Annotated in this window: 18 protein-coding genes; 12 read left to right on the plus strand and 6 right to left on the minus strand. The window is 55.7% G+C overall.

What is annotated here, in order from left to right:
- Nucleotides 1–43 precede the first annotated feature (43 nt).
- Entirely contained in the window at nt 44–271 is a 228-nt protein-coding gene (locus MCP_RS02715; protein WP_012899285.1) for a hypothetical protein, read from the plus strand.
- Between the two features lie 63 nt (nt 272–334).
- Nucleotides 335–1162, plus strand: a complete 828-nt coding sequence (locus MCP_RS02720) for an MBL fold metallo-hydrolase (RefSeq protein ID WP_012899286.1) — start codon at nt 335–337, stop codon at nt 1160–1162.
- A gap of 5 nt (nt 1163–1167) precedes the next feature.
- On the opposite strand, the gene MCP_RS02725 is transcribed toward MCP_RS02720, so the two are convergent.
- The 4 genes from MCP_RS02725 to MCP_RS02740 all read right to left on the minus strand — a co-directional run bounded on the left by MCP_RS02725 (nt 1168) and on the right by MCP_RS02740 (nt 4766).
- Nucleotides 1168–2601, minus strand: coding sequence for an ATP-binding protein (locus MCP_RS02725; RefSeq protein WP_012899287.1), 1434 nt, complete (start codon nt 2599–2601; stop codon nt 1168–1170).
- A gap of 4 nt (nt 2602–2605) precedes the next feature.
- Entirely contained in the window at nt 2606–3742 is a 1137-nt protein-coding gene (locus MCP_RS02730; RefSeq protein ID WP_128566984.1) for a sensor histidine kinase, read from the minus strand.
- 286 nt (nt 3743–4028) lie between these two features.
- Complete coding sequence (locus MCP_RS02735; RefSeq protein ID WP_012899289.1) at nt 4029–4280, minus strand: hypothetical protein; 252 nt, start codon at nt 4278–4280, stop codon at nt 4029–4031.
- Between the two features lie 99 nt (nt 4281–4379).
- Nucleotides 4380–4766 (minus strand): YidH family protein, encoded by a 387-nt coding sequence (locus MCP_RS02740; protein ID WP_158301434.1) that lies wholly within the window; start codon nt 4764–4766, stop codon nt 4380–4382.
- Nucleotides 4767–5145: 379 nt separating this feature from the next.
- Between MCP_RS02740 and mtrE the strand changes: the two genes are divergently transcribed.
- The 9 genes from mtrE to MCP_RS02785 all read left to right on the plus strand — a co-directional run bounded on the left by mtrE (nt 5146) and on the right by MCP_RS02785 (nt 11588).
- The gene (gene mtrE / locus MCP_RS02745; RefSeq protein WP_012899291.1) at nt 5146–6045 is read left to right on the plus strand and encodes a tetrahydromethanopterin S-methyltransferase subunit E; all 900 of its coding nucleotides are present in this window, start codon (nt 5146–5148) and stop codon (nt 6043–6045) included.
- 1 nt (nt 6046) lies between these two features.
- Entirely contained in the window at nt 6047–6859 is an 813-nt protein-coding gene (gene mtrD / locus MCP_RS02750; RefSeq protein ID WP_012899292.1) for a tetrahydromethanopterin S-methyltransferase subunit D, read from the plus strand.
- Nucleotide 6860: 1 nt separating this feature from the next.
- Nucleotides 6861–7673, plus strand: a complete 813-nt coding sequence (mtrC, locus tag MCP_RS02755) for a tetrahydromethanopterin S-methyltransferase subunit MtrC (RefSeq protein WP_012899293.1) — start codon at nt 6861–6863, stop codon at nt 7671–7673.
- 3 nt (nt 7674–7676) lie between these two features.
- A complete protein-coding gene (mtrB, locus tag MCP_RS02760; RefSeq protein WP_012899294.1) occupies nt 7677–7988 on the plus strand; it encodes a tetrahydromethanopterin S-methyltransferase subunit MtrB in 312 nt (103 codons plus the stop codon).
- Between the two features lies 1 nt (nt 7989).
- On the plus strand, nt 7990–8739 hold the full coding sequence (mtrA, locus tag MCP_RS02765) for a tetrahydromethanopterin S-methyltransferase subunit A (RefSeq protein ID WP_012899295.1): 750 nt from the start codon (nt 7990–7992) through the stop codon (nt 8737–8739).
- 11 nt (nt 8740–8750) lie between these two features.
- Nucleotides 8751–8966 (plus strand): tetrahydromethanopterin S-methyltransferase subunit F, encoded by a 216-nt coding sequence (locus MCP_RS02770; protein WP_012899296.1) that lies wholly within the window; start codon nt 8751–8753, stop codon nt 8964–8966.
- Between the two features lies 1 nt (nt 8967).
- Nucleotides 8968–9174, plus strand: a complete 207-nt coding sequence (gene mtrG, locus MCP_RS02775; RefSeq protein WP_012899297.1) for a tetrahydromethanopterin S-methyltransferase subunit MtrG — start codon at nt 8968–8970, stop codon at nt 9172–9174.
- Nucleotides 9175–9189: 15 nt separating this feature from the next.
- Nucleotides 9190–10140, plus strand: a complete 951-nt coding sequence (gene mtrH / locus MCP_RS02780; protein WP_012899298.1) for a tetrahydromethanopterin S-methyltransferase subunit H — start codon at nt 9190–9192, stop codon at nt 10138–10140.
- A gap of 113 nt (nt 10141–10253) precedes the next feature.
- Nucleotides 10254–11588, plus strand: coding sequence for a cation:proton antiporter (locus MCP_RS02785; RefSeq protein WP_394296148.1), 1335 nt, complete (start codon nt 10254–10256; stop codon nt 11586–11588).
- 9 nt (nt 11589–11597) lie between these two features.
- Here MCP_RS02785 and MCP_RS02790 read toward each other — a convergent pair whose 3' ends face one another.
- Together MCP_RS02790 and MCP_RS02795 are read right to left on the minus strand one after the other, a co-directional pair.
- On the minus strand, nt 11598–13055 hold the full coding sequence (locus MCP_RS02790) for a TrkH family potassium uptake protein (protein WP_012899300.1): 1458 nt from the start codon (nt 13053–13055) through the stop codon (nt 11598–11600).
- Entirely contained in the window at nt 13056–13724 is a 669-nt protein-coding gene (locus tag MCP_RS02795; protein WP_012899301.1) for a potassium channel family protein, read from the minus strand.
- A gap of 164 nt (nt 13725–13888) precedes the next feature.
- Between MCP_RS02795 and MCP_RS02800 the strand changes: the two genes are divergently transcribed.
- Entirely contained in the window at nt 13889–15403 is a 1515-nt protein-coding gene (locus MCP_RS02800; protein WP_128566987.1) for a methanogenesis marker 14 protein, read from the plus strand.
- The last annotated feature ends 3 nt before the right edge of the window (nt 15404–15406 follow it).

Below are 15406 nucleotides of genomic sequence, written 5' to 3' on the forward strand. Positions count from 1 at the left end.
GGGCCGGGTACGTGAATATTCTATAGTGATAAGGAGCGGTCACGTGCCAGAAAAAGACAGTACGGGCCAGCCGGGCGAAAGCAGCGACGGGAATGACCTGGATCCGGGCAAGAGCCCTGAAGATCCAATGGCTTCTGGGACTCCGGAAAACGAGGACAAGGATAAGGCCATGGTCCAGGAAGGCCGATCCCCTATATGTGCCAGCGGGCATTGCTGTGGCCGGAGAAAAGCCCGGAAGATCCCGATAAGCCAATATTTTGGCGATAACTAGGATATGGACGCTAGCGTATCCGGGACCGTCATTTTTTTCTATACATACCGCAGGATTTGATATATGTCCGTTGAACGGGTCTTTTGCCTTTGCGATAACCTGGTGCCTTCGGGGAGCGGTTACTGGGGCGAGCATGGCCTATCCTTCTATATCGAGTCGGGCGGCCTGAGAATATTATTCGACACGGGCCAGAGCGGGGACGTTTTGCTACATAACGCCAGGCTTTCGGGCGTCAGCCTGAGCGGCCTCGACTATATCGTATTGAGCCACGGGCACTATGACCATACCGGGGGCTTGATGAAGGTTATAGGGTTGAACGAGGGCATCCCTTTGATCATGCATCCGGCCGCATTCCAGGAAAAATTCGCCCGGCGAGGAGGGGAATTAAAGGCCATTGGCCTGCCTTTTATGAGAGATGAGCTGGAAGTGCGCTGTGAGCTTCGCGTCGAGGCGGGTCCTATCGACCTGGGCGGCGGCGTGTACACGACCGGCGAGATCGAGCGAATAACTCCCTATGAGATGCCTCAGCCCGACCTGCTGGTCGAAAGCGAAGGGACGCTATCCCCGGACCCGATGGCGGATGACCAGTCCCTGGTCATACGAGATGGTGACAGCCTGGTCCTCTTATGCGGCTGCTGCCACGCGGGCATCGTCAACACCATCGAGTGCGTAAAGCGCCAGTACGGCATGTATCCGGGTATAATAGCGGGAGGCCTCCATATGGAAAAAGCGAGCCCCGGGAGGCTTTTAAGCACCCTGGGCATGCTAAAGTCCTCCGGGGTTAAAAAGGTCATTGCCGGCCACTGCTCCGGCGACAGCATCGTTTCGTCGCTCGCTTCCGCGGGGATGGATGCAAAGCGCCTGTCCGCAGGAATGCCGATCATCCCTTGACCGGGCTACGCGGACGCCGGTAACATGACCACGAACCGTGCGCCTTTCGTATGGTCGCCCGGCACCCGGTCTTCGACCCATACCCGGCCACGGAAGTCCTCCACGAGGGACTTCACGAGATATAATCCCAGCCCTTTGCCCTGGGCATGGGTCTGGCCCCTCTGGAACTTCGTGAACAATTTACTTTTAAGGTCATCGGGTATGCCCGGCCCGTCGTCGGCGATCGTGACCATGTAATACTCATTGCCGCCATCGGAGATCCGGGTCTGCGTGATGTCGACGGTCAACGGCTTTGCCGGATCGGAGTGCTTCACCGCGTTGCTCACGAGATTTGAGAACGCATCCTTCAGCAGCTCGTTGGCTTCCAGCATGCATTCCGGCGAATTGGCGTAATTAATGGAGACGTTTCGGCCCGGGACGCGGGAATATCGGTCCCGGACGTCGGAGAGCACGTCGCACAGGTTGATCGGCTTGAGCCTGACCTTGCCCGTTTCCACCTCCTGCAGCGTCCTGACGTTGGAAATGAGCCGGGAGCTGTTCTCCAGCGAGCTCAGCGATCTTTCCAGCATGACGATGTTATCCTCGTCGACCTTATCTCCGGGCTTCAAGGCCCCCAGTACCATGCCCAGGTAGCCTATACCCACCTGGTTCATGTTGTTGATATCGTGGGCCATGATATCTAAGAATAGCTCCGATCTTCTCTTAGCCTCACGTATCTCTTCCTCTGACTTTTTACGCTCCGAGATATCGTTGAAGGTCACGACGGCTCCCCTTACGAGGCCGTCCTCGATGATAGGATAGGAGGAATATTCCACGGGGATAGCGGTCCCGTCCTTCCTCCAGAAGATGTCGTCGCTTATACGACAGCCCTCCCCTGTCCAAATTGACTGTAGTACGCCGCAATGCTCGGGGACGCAGGGGGTGCCATCCATCTTTCTGCTATGTATCAGGTCGTGCGTACTTTTGCCGATCATTTCGTCGGGCGCGTAGCCGAGCATGCGGGCGGCCGAGTCGTTGATGAACGTGCAGCGCCCTTCCAGGTCTATGCCGTAGATGCCCTCGCCGGTGGACTCAAGCAATAGCCTGGTCTCATTATATAATGTATGCCGTCTTTCGGAGAGCAGGCTTACGACAGCGGCGACGACGAGAAACATCACCGCCCTTATGAGCGTGCTCGGGACGATGCTCCCCGCGAGATAATACCCTATCGACACGTGGGCCAGGCCGAGGAATAGCGCCAGGTAGATCGACTTACGATGGTACCATATCCCGGCCAGGATGATCGGCAGATAATACAGGTGGGTATACACGGCGTCGATGCCGAGCAGGAAGTTCGCGTACAGCGTGACGAATACGCAGGCCACGATAATGAGGGCTAGCACGACCTGGTTATACATCCCGAGGCTTAAAGGGTATGGATTTTTGTGTGCGTTATACATTTTTCTATCCTCTAGAGGGCAGCATGACCACGAACCTGCAGCCCTTCGTATGATCGCCCGGAACACGGTCTTCCACCCATACGGAACCCTTGTATATCTCCACGAGGGTCTTCACCAGGTGCAGGCCAAAGCCTCTGCGTGTTGGCTTCTCCTTATTTTGAGAAAAGCTCATGAACACTTTTTTCTTTTGCGCGTCCGATATTCCAGGGCCGTTGTCCTCGATCGATACCACATAGTATGCGGCGTCATCGCGCTGCATCGTGGCCAGCCCGATACTTATCGTGAGGGGACCGCTGGAATGCTTGATCGAGTTTTCCACGATGTTCGAAAAGACGTCTTTCAGAAGTTCGTTCGCCATGACGGTGCGTTTTCCGGCCGGAGCGTAATCGATCGTCACATCCCTGCCGGGCACGCGGGAATAGCTCGCCTTAACTTCAGAGAGTACCTCCCCCAGGTCGCATGCTTCCGGGGGTATCTCCCCGGCCTGGGCCCGCTGGAGCTTTCTCACGTTACCGATCAGCTTCGAGCTGTTATTGATGATCTCCAGCGGCCTCACGATCAGGTCTCTTTCCTCGCCCCGGGGGTTGATCAGCGCGAGGGCTATCTCGAGATACCCCATGATCGCCTGGTTCATGTTGCCGATGTCATGGCTGATCAGGTCCACGTACAGCTCTGCCTGGTCCCTGGCGTCTCTCAAAGCCTTTTCTACCTGTCTTTTAGCATGTATCTCATTTCTTAACGACTCATTTGCATTCTTGAGCTCTCTGGTGCGCTCCTCCACGAGCTCCTCAAGCTCGTCCCTTATCCCCCATATTTTTGCCTCGGAGGCTCTGGACCGGTTCAGGAGCGCGAAGTTACTTTCCGCGAACGACGACGCAAAGTACCCCACGATAACGAAAAAGACGGCCCTGATGATGGGTTCATAGGTAAAGGAATTTAAGGACAAATTAATGACAACGTGAAGGATGCCGAGGCATACGGCCACCAGCAGCGCTAGCCTGCGATACCATATACTGGCCAGTATGATCGGTACGTAGAAAAGATGGGTGTAAACGATCGATGTGTTATTACAAATGTTTACATATACGGCGATCAATGCGGTCACTGATATAACAAGTAATAGAGCGACCGGCTTCCACATCTCCTGTTGGCCGGGAATTTTAAACGTGTAAATATTTTATACCCCCACATAAGTCGTAATACTAAGTATTATCCAGGCTGTACCAATCGGCTTAGTATCATGTAACGCATGCCGCATGTAGAAACATTACTATCCGAATAAACATTTAAATATTTTTAGATAATTAATAGCATAATAAGTAAATATATACTCCAGCTACTTCATCGATCTCCAGTAAAAGCGCCTGCCCTGCTGCAATGTGCCGGGAGGCCGGGAGTTGTCGTTACACGTATCCGGAAAGGGCCTTCTACCCTGTCCTATCGGCCACGGCCCGGTCGTAAACGTACTTGAACCGGGTCCGGTGGTTCGCGTCGATGAACAGCTCGATCTCCACGTCGGCGGTAACTTCTCCCAGGGCGTCCGAGACGGTCTCGTTGATCGTATCCCGGAGCATGTCCCAGTCGTTTCCCAGGGCCACGAGAAGCCCGAGGCTACCGTCGTGGACCGCGACCAGCTCCCCTTTCTTCTCCATGACCTCGAAGGTTACAAGCATACCCATGAGTATTATGGTGGAGCTGCATATAAACTTTATATGGCGTAGCGAAATATTAAAAATATTAATCCATGTATGCCTATTGGCCGGTAACGCCGTAAAAGGTCATTCATGCAATAGCAGGGCCACCGATATGACCGACGTGGCCATAAGCAGGATGGTCAATACTTTAATGAGCCACGCCGGCGTCATGACCGCCCCGGCGCACATCAGCTTTTTACTCTCGGCCTCATAGCGCCAGTAGGCTACAATGAACACCGTCGTGGCAATGGCTATGAATATGAGGCCGATCAGCTTGAGCGTCCACGCCCAGTATACGAAATGTATAATTCTCGGAAGCGCGATGGCCGCGACGATAAGCGCCAGGCCGGTCCTGAGCCAGGCGCTGAAAGTGCGCTCGTTCGCCATGATGTTCCTCTGCATGGCGAGGGTGGTGGTGCTCATGCCCTGCTCGTCACAAGTGCCGCCGATCGCGGTATCTGATGAAGCCATATCCGATAGTATCCCATGTATCCTGAGGCGGCGCAATTTAAAAAATGCCATCCATTTTAAAATCGGTAAAAAGCATGGCATATATGTTCAGGCGCAGACTTTTTAATTCATTGTACATTATTCATATAGTAAAAAAGCCTTGAAGCATCAAGCGCTTATTATATAAAATGTATTATATTGGGTTTATTATACATTATAAAAGCGTATTCGAGGTTATTTTTGGGATTAAAGGCAATCCGCGGCTTCTCTTTTCCATTAACCGCATTTCGAAAGATTTATTAGTCTACAAACCCTTTAAAAATTGATACTTATAGCCCTAATTATGGATGTCTGTTCCCTACACGTATCCATAATTATAAACTAAAGAGGAGGATAACACATGGTAGAACCAACAATAGTACTGAGCCTAGGAACGGCTGCACTCATGGGTGCCTGTGCTACTATTGCGGGGGCTGCGGAAGACCTGGAGTCGGATTTCGGCTCACAGTCCAACGCTAACTCGCAAGTGCAGCTCGCTCCGCAGGTAGGTTACTTACACCGCTACTACAACAAGGCAGTCAGCGGTGAGCCGGTAGCCTACGGGTTCTTATGCTGCACCGGTGCAGCCATCGCATTGGCTCTCATGATGGCGTTCAAAGTGAACCCCGTCATAGCTCTTGCGTTCGGCGCCCTGGCGGCCTCGTTGATGTACGGTGTATATGCAACGACGGCTTACATGGGCAGGTTGACCGGACAGAAGAGATTTGGCCAACCGATATATCTCGATATATTGTTAACGACAACACCAGCTATTATCGCCCACGCCTTTATTGCGGCAATGGCGATCGGAACGTTCTCTTATTTAATGAACTGGATCCTCGGACAACCCTTCCCCTTCCCCATTCTCGCAATGCTGTGGGGCGTAATCGTCGGCGGTATGGGCTCCGCGGTCGGTGATGTTCACTATGGTGCTGAGAGGGAATACCAGAACAAGCCGTTCGGCATGGGATTACCCGCGGCACAGTCCGGCAAGATCGTCCAGAAGGGCGAGGCCGGCCTCAGGAACAGCATAGACGTTGCCGGCTACTGCGTCAAGCACGGCGGCCCCCTGACCGGGTTCGGTCTGGGCATAACCGTGTTCTCGGATGCGTGGAGAGAGATCCTGTTCACCCAGTACTGGAACGGATGGGGCGCAATGGTCGCCGGCCTTCTGTTAGTGCTTATCTGGGTCATCTTCAACCGCATCCTCGAGATGTGGACCAGGAAGAACTACCCGGCATACAAGGCAGCGGAGGAGTAACATGGACCCGATAACTTTAATCATAGTACTATTAGCCATAACCATCGGCGGATTACTCATCGGCCTCGGCGTTCACTTCGTGCCCGTCGGCGGCGCTCCTGCCGCAATGGCGCAGGCTACCGGTATCGGTACCGGCACCACGATGCTCGCGTTCTCGTCGGGCGCACTCGGCCTGATCAGCGCGGGTTTCACAGTGAACGATATATACCGGGGCTCGCTCAAGACTGCTTACCCAGGCTTCGCGACTGCCATGAACGACGGCACCCTGCTGTCGATCAGCGGCATATCGTCTAACTTGATGGCCATTCTTCTCGTGTTCGTCGCCGGCATTGTCGGCGCCATGATCATGATGGTCATCCTGGGCGTCACGGCCAACATCCTGTACTCGTTCGCGATCGGCGTACCCCTGGTCTCGGCCAAGGTCAAGTACGACCCCATCACTGGCGACAGGCAGGACCTGTGGGTCACGAGGGGAACTGAGGGTCACGGCACCCCGACCGTCGCCATCATCAGCTCGCTCATCGGCGGACTGCTGGGCGGCCTGGGCGGCGCAATGCTGTACCTGGCGTTCATGGCGGGCGGACTCGGCAACTTCGACAAGCTCGGCGTCGCCGGTATCGCTGCTGCGGCGTTCCTCACGGTAGGCATATTCTTCGTGAACTCGGTCCTGGCGTCGTACAACATCACCGGTACGATCGAAGGCTTCCACGACCCCAAGTTCAAGAGAGTACCCCGCGCCATCATCGCCTGTACCGTCGCTTCGTTCGTTATGGGCGTTTGGGCTGTTGCACTGATATACCTGGGAGTGGTATAAAATGTCCGAAGTCAAAGAACTCGACTGGTATATGCTCGCTGCCCTTGGTATCGTGGGCGGCCTTATCGCCATATACCTGGCATATTTCCTGAATACTTACATGAAAGTCGGATACTTCTCCTTCCTCGGCGCTGTCGGCGCCATACTAGCAATAGTATGGGGCGCGGACGCGGTCAGGAGGATCTGTAAGTACGGTATCGGTACGGGCGTTCCGTCCATCGGCATGCTCGCGTTCGGCATGGGCCTGCTGGCCACGCTGCTCGGCCTCAAGATAGGCGACTACGTGGGCATCGTATACGTCGGCCCCATCGCAGCCATCGTGCTGTCGCTCGTTCAGGGCGCCATCATCGGTTTCATCGCGAACTCCGTCCTTAAGATGAAGATCCCGACCATGCAGATCGGCATGGTCTTTATCGCCGGCGCGGCGAGCATCATCCTGATGGGCTTCACGACCACGATCGCGGGCTCGTTCGACTACGCGTCGATGATGAAGTACGTCTTCGAGACCGGCTTCATCGCACCGCTGTTCATGATCGGAGCTCTCCCGATGCTGCACCCGTTCAATGCCTGCCTCGGCCCCGATGAGGACCAGAGAAGGACCCTCACGCTGGCCGTAGAAGCGGGCCTGCTGTCGACCATAATGTTCGGCTTAATGTCGCTCTACACGTTCCAGGCGAACATACTCCCGGCCTTAATAACCGTAGTGCTGGGCCTGCTCGGCTGGATATACGCGTACCTGGCCTACTTCAACAAGGTCAAGGAAAGCGGCGTGACGGTGCTCGCCACAGGCGTACTGCCCAAGAAGGAGGCATAAGTCATGGCAGCAATTAAGGTACTACCCGAATACGGTCTCGTTTACGATACCGAGACGGGCAAGATCGCACCCGAGAGCGGCAACATGGTGAAGTATACCATGGGATCAGTCAACACTGCTCTCGACAAGCTCGACAAGTACGCCGACGATCTAGTGAATTCGCTGGCACCGACGGGCAGCTTCCTGGAGTCTTTCCCCGGCAGGGAAAAGTCGCTGTACTACGCTGGTATCTTCACCAACGTATTCTACGGCTTCATCTTCGGGCTGATCGCCGCGTTCGTCATCGTTTTCCTGCGCGCTGGAGGGATGATATAAAATGGTAGACAAGAAAGAACCAGCAAAGGGATGGCCAGTCGTCAAGGGTGAATATGATACTGGAGACGCAAAGAGCCCCGTCGCGGTCGCGACCTGCGGCTCGCACTTCAACCTGTTCCCCATAAAGGCCGGCGCGGCCATATCCGGACCCTTCAAGACCGAGAACCTCGGCATCGAGAAGATCGTCGCGAACGTCATATCCAACCCGAACATCCGGTTCCTGGTGATCTGCGGTTCTGAAGTCAAGGGCCACATATCGGGCGACGCCCTGATATGCCTGTACAAGTACGGCCTGAAGGACGGAAGGATCGTCAATGCAAAGGGCGCTATCCCCTTCATCGAGAACCTCGACGCCAACGCCGTCAAGAGGTTCCAGGAACAGGTACAGATCTTCGAGATGGTGGACGTAGAGGACGAGGCCAAGATCACTCAGGTCATCAAGGACTGTCTCGCAAAGGACCCCGGCGCGTTCGCAGGGGAGCCGATGCTGATCACCATCAAGGAGAAGGAAGAGGAAGTCGAAGTCGGAGCGGCCATAAAGCCGGTCTCTGGAGAGCTCGCCATCATCCAGTCCAGGCTCAGGGCGATCAAGGACGATGTCAAGGACATCGGCTACCTGAACAAGTTCACCATGGGCTGGTATGCGGGCAAGATGGAAGGCATCGCCATAGGCGTCGTCTTATGCGTGGTGCTTCTAGCCTTACTGTTCCCCGGCGGCATCGACTGGACTAAATTATTATTGAAACCGTAGGAGGAGCAAATATGGCAGAATCTATTGCAGTAGCGGCAACCCAGGCGCCCCCAGAAAGCGCCTTCGTACCCATGATCGATGAAATCTGCTACCGGGCCCAGCTTACTGCCAGAAACCAGAAGCTGTCGTCTGCAGTGGGCGCCACCAAGGTGCTTGGCTTCCTTATTGGAGCCTTATTCGCGCTTGGCATGGTGTTGATCCCCCTGGCGCTTCTAGGAGGTCTATAAAATGATCCCCGCAGCAGCAGTTGACCCGGCAGAGTTCTCGGCCGTCCAAAAGAGGCTGGATGACATCGAGGGGAAGGTGGAGTTCACCAACTCTGAGATACAGCAGAGCTCCGGCAGGACCCTGGGCAGAGAAGTAGGCATCCTCTACGGATTCCTCTTCGGAGTATTGATCTACGTAGCGTACAGCATTATAATGTCGATCGTGTAAAGGGAGGAGAATTCAATGTTTAAGTATGATACACCACAAAAGGTCTATGAGGTCGGCAGGGCAAAAGTCGGTGGAAACCCTGGCGAATACCCGACCGTTTTAGCGGGTTCCATATTCTACAACAAGGAGCCCATCTTCGCAAGCAAGGAGGACAGCGCGAAGGGCATCTTCAACAAGGAAGGTGCGGAAAAGCTCATCAGGCAGCAGGAGGAGATGTCGGACATCACCGGCAACAAGGTCTGGGTACAGATCGTCTCCGAGACTGAAGAGTCCATGATCAAGTACATCGAGTGGTACTCGAACGTCGGCAAGGACGCGTTCCTGGTCGACTCGACCGTGGCATCCGCCAGGATCGCCGGCGCAAAGAAGGCCGACGAGATCGGCATATCCGACAGGGTCATCTACAACTCCATCAACGCCGCCGCACAGCAGGCCGAGATGGACGCGATCAAGCCCCTAAAGTTCACCTCCGCCATCATCCTCGGCTTCAACGCCGTCGATATGTCCGTCAAGGGCAGGATGGAGATGTTCACCAAGGGCGGCGCAGGCCAGGCAAAGGGCATGCTCACCCTCGGTACCGAGAAGGGCATCACCAGGCCGTTACTCGATGTAGCGGCAACCCCGTTGGGCAGCGGTTCCGGTGCGACCTACAGGTCCATCTTCGCCGTGAAGTCCCAGCTCGGAGAGCCCGTAGGCGGCGGCTACCACAACATCCCGTCCGCATGGGCGTGGCTGAAGAAGTTCAAGAAGCAGCCGGGCAAGGAAGGCGCGTACATGCCGTCGGACATCGGCAGCAACCTCGTCGCCATCACCCTGGGCTGCAACTTCTGTCTCTACGGCCCCATCGAGCACTCCGTCGAGGTCTTCCCCGCGGTCGCCATGAACGACATCATCGTCGCCGAGGCCGCAAAGGACCTGGGCACCGCTCCGCTGTCGGAAGTCAACCCGCTGACCAAGCTGGCATAAAACTACATAGGGAGCCGTTCAATAAACGGCTTCCTGTTATCTTTTTTAGCATAATACTTAAGTATCCCATTAACTATTACTAGATGCTCGAACCGTAAAAAAACTGTATTAAGGTGTTTTCATTGTCGTCCACCGAAGACTTCGTGCTCGTGACACTACTGACCTTGTGCCTGCTACTCTTCGCCGCAAAGATCGGCGGCGAGCTGGCGAGGCGCTTCGGGATAGCGGCCGTGGTCGGCGAGCTGTTTGCTGGCATTATCCTTGCGCCCACTCTGCTGGGTGGTCTGCATGTCATGGGCATGCAGCTCATTGTGGTGAACGACGAGGTCAAAATGTTCGCCGAGCTCGGCGCCATACTCCTGCTATTCCTCGTGGGCCTCGAGACCCGGTTCGCGGACTTCACGAAAAGCGGCCTCCTGGCCACGATCGTCGCCTGCGGCGGCGTCATTGTGCCGTTCGTCCTGGGCTATGCCCTGGTCATCGCCTGGGGCTATCCCTATAAAGAGGCCCTGCTCGTCGGGGCTGCGTTGACCGCTACGAGCATCGCCATCACCGTAAAAGTGCTCAAGGATATTGGCCGCTTCCAGACTAAGGAAAGCGGCATATTGATCGGAGCAGCCGTGATCGACGACGTGCTGGGCCTGATCGTGCTAGCCATCGTGCTCGGCCTGGTCGAGGGCGGCGAGCTGAACTTGATCGATATCGGCATTGTAACAGTACAATCGGTCGGCGTATGGCTGGCCCTTACCATCGTGGGTGTTTTCGGCATCGCGAAGCTGATCGACCGCCTGTGCCCGCGGAAAGAATGTCCGCGCATGTCCGGTATACAGGGCGAGCTCTACGGGCCGAACTCGCCCGGTATCCACTGTATCCTGAAGTGCGATGGCACCCAGGAAGCGTCCGCGATCGCCCTGTGCTTTAGCTACGCATATGTGGCGGGCCTGGCGGGCCTGGCGCCGATCCTCGGGGCATTCGCAGCCGGTATGACCATTGCCGAGACCAAGATCCTGGCGACCATACAGGATGTTACAGAAAAAATTAATTTCCTCATGGCGCCACTCTTCTTCGTCGTCATAGGGACGTACGTAGACCTCTCCGGGCTAACTGTCGATTCGCTGATCTTCGCCTCAATATTGATCGCGCTGGCGATGGTCGGCAAGATCATAGGATGCGGCCTGCCACTTTATGTGATGAACCGGGACCCGGCCCGGGCGATCATCGTGGGCCTGGGCATGATGTCCCGGGGCGAAGTCGGGCTCATCATTGCCGGTATAGGCGCTACGTCCGGCATATTCTCGAACGAAGTATTTTCCGCCGTGGTGCTCATGGTGGTCGTAACTACGGTCGTCACGCCCATAGCGCTCTCTCAGGCTTATAAGCGCTTAAAGTTCACTACGCCAGTGACCTTACCGTGCATATCGGATGAAGAATGCGCCCGGAGCCCTTAAAGAACATTTTTAGATCCTGAAGCCTTTAATAGCATACCGGACAAGGACCATCACGGGAATGATCTCCAGCCGGCCTATCCACATGTTCAAGATGACTAAGACCTTTCCGATGGCGGGCATCTCAGGGTTGATGACGCCGCAGGAGACCCCCACATTACCCTGGGCGGAACATACGTCAAAGAGGATATCGATTAAATTATATTGCGCGCCGGCGATGTGCGATAACAGGAACATGCTGATTACGATGGAGAATATCCAGAGGAAGGATATGAGCGAGGCTTCAGCCATCTCCTGGTCTATCGTGTCCTCAGTCACCCGCTTTCCGCTGATCTTGATCGCCACGATGGAATTCTTGGACTGGAACATCCGGGCGAGCCACAGCTTGATCTCGTTCCAAATAAAAATGACCCTGGCCACTTTTATGCCGCTGGCGGTGGACCCGGCACAACCGCCGATGATCATGGCGATGGATATGAGGAACAGGGCGGATTGGGACCATTGAGATACGTCAGCCGATTGTAGCCCTGTGCCCGTGATCGCCGTGATGAACTGGAACACCGAGTACCTGATGGATGCCAGGATATCGTTGTAGTAGTAAAAATTTTCCAGGGATAATAATAGCGCTCCAATCACGATTATAATTAAGAACACTTTTACCTGAGGGTCCCGGAATAAGCTTAACACGCCTTTTCCTATAGCGCGGTACACGACGGCGAATGGCAGAGCGCCGGCGATCATTATCGGCAGTAACGCGAGCTCGATCGGGATGCTGTGAAAAGCGGCAATGCTATCGCTATCAATGGAAAACCCTCCTGTGCTGATGGCGACCAGCGCGGTATTGACGGCCGGCCACACGGGCATACCTGCCACCAGCAGAAGAACAAAGGATACAATAGTCAGCGCCAGGTAGAGGACCCATATCACCTTCAAAGTCGACCGAATGCTCGGCAATATCTTATCTCTACGGCCCTCCGACTGGTAGAGCATGAACGTGCTCGTGCCCGGGCGGATGAGGATCGTTACCATGAGCAGGATCACGCCCAGGCCCGCGAACCACTGGGTAACGCTGCGCCATAACAATATGATCGGGTCGGCCTGCTCCGGGCCCGTAATCATCGTAAAGCCGGTGCTCGTCCACCCGGAGATCGACTCAAAGAACGCGTCGATGGGGCTCATATGCCCGGTGACCATGAAGGGCAGCGCGCTGATCGCAGGAACGATGATATATGCGATCGCGGCGATGACCATGGCGTGGCGTAATTCCGGCTCTCCGCTCTTAGGGTAAATGGTATTTAAGGCAAGGCCGGCGCCTATGCCGATGACAGCCCCATAGAAAAAGCCATCTGCGGTCCCGGGCCTGCCCGTAAGGGCCGATATCGTGGCCATCGCCAGCATGATAGCTCCTATGATGATGAAGAGACCTTTTAAATTACTTAAGATGATCTTCAGGTCCCCGCCTGACAGCATTCATCTCACCAGGTTGCCAACTGAGAACGTATTAAAGACCTTGTCGGCGAGGTTTTTCCTGATAAAGACGAACACGGAGTCTCCCGGCAGGACGACCGTGTTGCCGTCCGGTATGATGACATCGTCCCCCCTCTCGACGGCTATGACGAGTACGTTGCTGGGGAGGCCGATGTCCTTGATGGACCTGCCGGCCGCCTTCGTGCCTTCCTTGATGAGGATGTCCACGATCTCCGCCTTGCCGGCGCCTATGGTAACGAAGTCATTGATGCCGGGCCTGAGCATATTGTTGTATATGTCTTCGGCCACAATAGCGCTCGGGTTTTTATGGATCGTGATGCCCTCCCTCTGGAATATGTCCTCGTGCTCGAACTCGTTCACGATGGACCGGAGGTTCTTCACCCCTTTATCCTTCGCCTGGAGCAGAGCCAGGAGGTTCACGGCGTCGCTGCTCGTCGTCGCTATCACCGCATCCGTCTCTGAAACCCCGGCCTCGTCGAGAATAGTGGCCGATGTCGCGTCCCCGTTCACGCTGATGAGGTCGTACTTCGTGACGATGTCGTTGCATTTCTTGGCATTATTGTCGATGACCACCACGTTGTGCTTTTCAGCGACGGCGATGCGCGCCAGGTTCTGCCCTATGCCCCCGAGCCCTATGATGATGATGTGCATGGTAATGCCCGAATGAATATTTCTAAAGAGTTAAGGGCTAATGTTATAAATAGTCTATAGTAAAACGGGGGAGGCCCCGTAAAACGGGAAAGGCCCCAAACAAAAAATATATCGTCTACCATAAGAAAATTATGACAATTACATTCATGATCTGAGTGATTTCGATGCAGCTAAAGCCTTTAAGCAGACTACTGGGGCCCAAGCCACATATTGCGGACAGCCCCTATCTATCACTGGTCCCGAAGACCGGCTCCCCTGGCATGAGCGCCAAGATCGACCTGTCCACCACGTCATACTACGTAGTGGCGTCGGTGGAGATGGGCAACACCACGACCAAGTGCATTCTCACGGCCACCAACCTGGAAACCGGCAAGACGTACCTGCTCAACAAGACCGTCAAGATGTCCAGGGACGTCAGGCCGCCGAAAGAGGGAGAAAAGGTGTTCGGCAAGACCCTGGACGGAAAGAAGCTGACCCGGGAGTCGGTCGGCGAGCTCGTCCGCCAGACCCTGGAGGAGGCCCATAAGGCTGCAGGGCTGACCATCAGCCAGGACCTGAACTTCGTCGTGCGCTCGACGGGCGTCGTGGCCGGTTTCGATAAGCCGGAAGACGTTGGATCGTTCATTTTAGCCCTGGCGGACGGCTGCATCACGGCAGGAGTGCCGCCCAAGAACATGACCCCCGCCATGAACAAGGATAACCTTAACCCCCCGCGCCTCAGAAAATTCTCCCAGCTCGATAAGGTCTATTTCGACGGCGCGGTGGCCAGCGTGCTGCCGCCCATGGGCAGCAGCGGCGTCGAGATCGTCGCCAACGAGATGGAGGGCGAGCTGGCTACGGCCGGCATCAAGGAAGCCGCAAAATGGGCTGGCGTCGACTTCCGGAACCCTGTGTGCAGCATCGACTTCGGCACCACGCTCAAGGGGCGTATGACCAACGACCTTGCCCCGTACTCCAGGACCATCGGCAATTTCTGCGGCCTGGCCGGCGCCGTGCCCGACGCCATCGTGAGGGGCTCGGGCCTGGTCGACAGTGAATTCGGCAACGTGCTCGACATCACCACGAAAGAGAGGCCCGGCCTCCTGGCGGAGATCATGAACAGCAAGGGCATCGAGGAGCACGCGAAGTGGGCCCACGAGATGGTCCAGATCGACGTCGTGCCCGACGAACGGAGATGGTGGGGCAGCGTGCCCGTGAACCCGAAGGCCGCCCGCAACAACGGGGTGACTTTGATAGGGTGCGAGGTCGGCGAGAACGGCAAGGACCTTCCGAAGCTGAACGAGGTCGGGGCGTCCCTCATCAAGAAATACAACGTCAACACGATGCTCGCGACGCTGGACCTGGTCAGCGCGATGATCGCAGAGCGCCTTCTTAAAAAAGCGCTGGAGAATAACTTAATATCAAGTAAGACCACCATAGGTATTACCGGCCGTGCCGGGATCACGGGCGACAAGCCCGCCCTCATACTCCAGAAGGTGACGGAGATGGGGATCTTCGACAGCCCGAACGACCACCTCGTGTTCTGCGACGACGGCCTGGCGAGGGGCGCAGCGGTCATGGCCCGGTGCATGAACTCCTACGGCACGCCGAAGAACCCGCTCGGCGGGCTCCGGGGCGGAAAGTGCATCCTGGGAGCGCGCATGAAGCTGCAGAATAAGGATAAAAAGACCGAGGCTTAACGA

The organism is Methanocella paludicola SANAE, from assembly GCF_000011005.1.
Taxonomy (GTDB): Archaea; Halobacteriota; Methanocellia; order Methanocellales; family Methanocellaceae; genus Methanocella; species Methanocella paludicola.

Bases quoted from the DNA above. Each gene is read 5' to 3' on its own strand.
- MCP_RS02720 (WP_012899286.1), top strand. From the start codon at position 335: ATGTCCGTTGAACGGGTCTTTTGCCTTTGCGATAACCTGGTGCCTTCG.
- MCP_RS02725 (WP_012899287.1), bottom strand. From the start codon at position 2,601: ATGTATAACGCACACAAAAATCCATACCCTTTAAGCCTCGGGATGTAT.
- MCP_RS02730 (WP_128566984.1), bottom strand. From the start codon at position 3,742: ATGTGGAAGCCGGTCGCTCTATTACTTGTTATATCAGTGACCGCATTG.
- MCP_RS02735 (WP_012899289.1), bottom strand. From the start codon at position 4,280: ATGGGTATGCTTGTAACCTTCGAGGTCATGGAGAAGAAAGGGGAGCTG.
- MCP_RS02740 (WP_158301434.1), bottom strand. From the start codon at position 4,766: ATGGCTTCATCAGATACCGCGATCGGCGGCACTTGTGACGAGCAGGGC.
- mtrE (WP_012899291.1), top strand. From the start codon at position 5,146: ATGGTAGAACCAACAATAGTACTGAGCCTAGGAACGGCTGCACTCATG.
- mtrD (WP_012899292.1), top strand. From the start codon at position 6,047: ATGGACCCGATAACTTTAATCATAGTACTATTAGCCATAACCATCGGC.
- mtrC (WP_012899293.1), top strand. From the start codon at position 6,861: ATGTCCGAAGTCAAAGAACTCGACTGGTATATGCTCGCTGCCCTTGGT.
- mtrB (WP_012899294.1), top strand. From the start codon at position 7,677: ATGGCAGCAATTAAGGTACTACCCGAATACGGTCTCGTTTACGATACC.
- mtrA (WP_012899295.1), top strand. From the start codon at position 7,990: ATGGTAGACAAGAAAGAACCAGCAAAGGGATGGCCAGTCGTCAAGGGT.
- MCP_RS02770 (WP_012899296.1), top strand. From the start codon at position 8,751: ATGGCAGAATCTATTGCAGTAGCGGCAACCCAGGCGCCCCCAGAAAGC.
- mtrG (WP_012899297.1), top strand. From the start codon at position 8,968: ATGATCCCCGCAGCAGCAGTTGACCCGGCAGAGTTCTCGGCCGTCCAA.
- mtrH (WP_012899298.1), top strand. From the start codon at position 9,190: ATGTTTAAGTATGATACACCACAAAAGGTCTATGAGGTCGGCAGGGCA.
- MCP_RS02790 (WP_012899300.1), bottom strand. From the start codon at position 13,055: ATGCTGTCAGGCGGGGACCTGAAGATCATCTTAAGTAATTTAAAAGGT.
- MCP_RS02795 (WP_012899301.1), bottom strand. From the start codon at position 13,724: ATGCACATCATCATCATAGGGCTCGGGGGCATAGGGCAGAACCTGGCG.
- MCP_RS02800 (WP_128566987.1), top strand. From the start codon at position 13,889: ATGCAGCTAAAGCCTTTAAGCAGACTACTGGGGCCCAAGCCACATATT.